The sequence below is a fragment of the Shewanella sp. 10N.286.54.B9 genome (assembly GCF_041468565.1).
Taxonomy (GTDB): Bacteria; Pseudomonadota; Gammaproteobacteria; order Enterobacterales; family Shewanellaceae; genus Shewanella.
On sequence record NZ_JBFRIY010000078.1, the window covers coordinates 6,804 to 9,434 of the forward strand.

Annotated in this window: 2 protein-coding genes; both read right to left on the reverse strand. The window is 45.1% G+C overall.

Annotation, left to right across the window (positions count from 1 at the left end; genetic code table 11):
* On the reverse strand, positions 1-1,339 hold a 1,339-nt coding region (locus tag AB4135_RS20975; protein WP_371995369.1), incomplete at its 3' end, for an aldehyde dehydrogenase (NADP(+)).
* A gap of 41 nt (positions 1,340-1,380) precedes the next feature.
* Complete coding sequence (locus AB4135_RS20980) at positions 1,381-2,382, reverse strand: 4-hydroxyproline epimerase (RefSeq protein ID WP_371995370.1); 1,002 nt, start codon at positions 2,380-2,382, stop codon at positions 1,381-1,383.
* Positions 2,383-2,631 lie beyond the last annotated feature (249 nt).

Consider the following 2,631-nt stretch of genomic DNA (forward strand, 5'->3'; position numbering starts at 1 on the left):
AAACCGACTCTATCAATTGTGCGTTTGCAGCAAGTTCAGATTCAAGACCATGAATCGAAGCGGTTAATTGACCTTCCATCTGCGCTGCAATTAACTCCATCTGCGCTAAATCATTACAAGCGACTACCACTGCGAACGGACCAAATACTTCCTGTTGCAGTGCTCTAGAAGCCAGATAGTCATCAGCTTCAATTTTGACTGCTGCAGGGCGGGTAAAGTGACTCGCAGTTGACGGCTGCCCTTGTGCTACCAGTGAAACTGATTGATTGCTTAACAGAGAATCAACTTGAGATTGGAACGTTGTTGCAATGCCTGCAGTGAGCATGTTTTCTGCGGACTCTACTACTATCTTTTCAGCCATAGTCGCAAGATAGCGGTTAAGCGCATCTCCCTTTATAGCAACAACAACTCCAGGGCTAGTACAGAACTGACCGTGTCCCATCATCATTGACTGTACTTGAGTTGTAGCTAAGCTTTCCGCTTGTTCAGTCAATAACTCGCCCAGTAAGAATTGAGGGTTGATCGAGCCTAGCTCGCCATAAAATGGAATAGGCTCAGGCCTAGCGGCACATATATCAGATAAAATACGGCCGACTTTCAATGAGCCGGTGAAGCCAACTGCTTTTATTGCACTATGGTTTACAAGCTGGGTTGAAGCTTGAGGTTCCGTCGCCTGAATAAGGTTAAAAATGCCAGCTGGCATGTTGCAACGAGCTGCTGCGCGCGCAATAGCTTTAGTCACCAATTCGCTAGTCGCGGCGTGAGCAGGGTGACCTTTTACGACTACTGTACAACCTGCTGCGAGTGCAGATGCTGTATCGCCGCCAGCAGTTGAAAATGCAAGCGGAAAGTTAGAAGCGCCAAAAACGGCTACTGGACCAATGGGTAATGTGCCTAAGCGAGTGTCTGGTTTTGGCAAAGGTTGTCTTTCAGGGTTGGCAAGATCAACCAGTACATTGTTGATTGGCGCTCTTAGTGTGCTGGAAAATAGTTTTAATTGTCCGCAGGTTCGTCCCGTCTCACCTTGTAGGCGTGCCATCGGTAGGCCTGTTTCGATATGTGCAGTTTCCGTGATTGCAGTAATATCTGTTTGAATCTCTTCTGCTATAGCATCTAGAAAGTCAGCACGTTGTTCATCGGTGGTGCGTCTGTAGGATAGGAATGCTTGCTTAGCAGCATTCACCGCTGCGTCAACATTCTTGGCATTAGCTGAGGCAAATTGCCACTGCGTATTTTCATTTAGCGCGGGGTTCATGCTATTAAATTGCAAAGCTTCGTTTGTCCACTCGCCGTTAATAAAGTGTTGGCCATTTATCGCAACGTTTGTTTTGTCTGTCATATATACTCCTGAGCATGTTTGCTCAATAATTTAGTGATTAATTACACAACCTGAAAGCCGAAGGCGTATGGATCGTCGTCATCAATGGTGATGGCGTTGTTACCAGTGATCCTCGCCCAGCCTTTGATACTAGGCATAATGCCTGAAAACTCGCCGACTTCAGCAGCTGCTTCAATTCGACCAACAAATTGGCTACCGATGATGCTTTCATGGGTATATTCTTCACCCACTTGCAGTTGTCCTTTAGCATAAAGTTGTGCAAGTCTGGCACTGGTTCCTGTTCCGCATGGAGAACGGTCTATCGCTTTATCGCCATAAAATACCGCATTGGCTCCGTCAGAACCTTCTGAGATAGTATCGCCCGTCCAAAGAACATGACTTACACCGCTCACAGTTGGGTCATTTGGGTGTACACAAGTGAGCTGTTCATGAGCTATCTGACGAACAATAGGGCTCCAACGTAAAATATCTGCAGCGGTCCAGTGACGTAGCCCTGGGAAGTTTTCTTGCGGATCAACAATCACGTAGTAATTTCCGCCGTAAGAGACATCCACCTTTAGTGTACCTAAGCCTGGAATATCTAATATCTGGTCTTGATGAGCTAAATAGGCTGGGACGTTATAAATTTTTACCCAATCTACTTTGTTGTCTGTTGCTTGATAATCGATTTTTATTTGCCCTGCAGGAACATCAATGATGAGTTTACCGGGCGTTTTCGCAGTTAATAATCCAGACTCTATGGCAGCAGTTATGGTGCCTATGGTCCCATGACCACACATAGGTAAGCAGCCGCTTGTTTCAATAAATAGAATAGATGCGTCTGCATTATCTGAACATGGCGGATAAAGGAAGGCCCCTGACATCATGTCGTGGCCTCTAGGCTCAAACATAAGTCCCTTGCGGATCCAATCATATTCACGAAGAAAATGTTGTCTTTTCTCGCTCATATTTGTACCTATAAGGTTTGGATGCCCACTGGTAACTAGCCTTACAGGGTTGCCGCAAGTATGTGCATCAATGCAAAAGAAAGTGCCTTTTAGCATGTATTTAATTCCACTATTATAGTTATTGTGCTGAGCTCACTAAAAATGGGAGCTGCGCTTGGATATATGACTTATATATAGTCGATACTGTACTTTTCTAGATTAATACGAGTGCCACGTTATTGAACAATTACTTGCTCAACGTATGCTCTTTCCTTACCGATTAAAGCTAAGCGAGGTTTACGGACATTTTCGCTACCACGAGCTAAGCTTTGCTCTGCAGTATTTTCAATACAGCCACTCAAAACT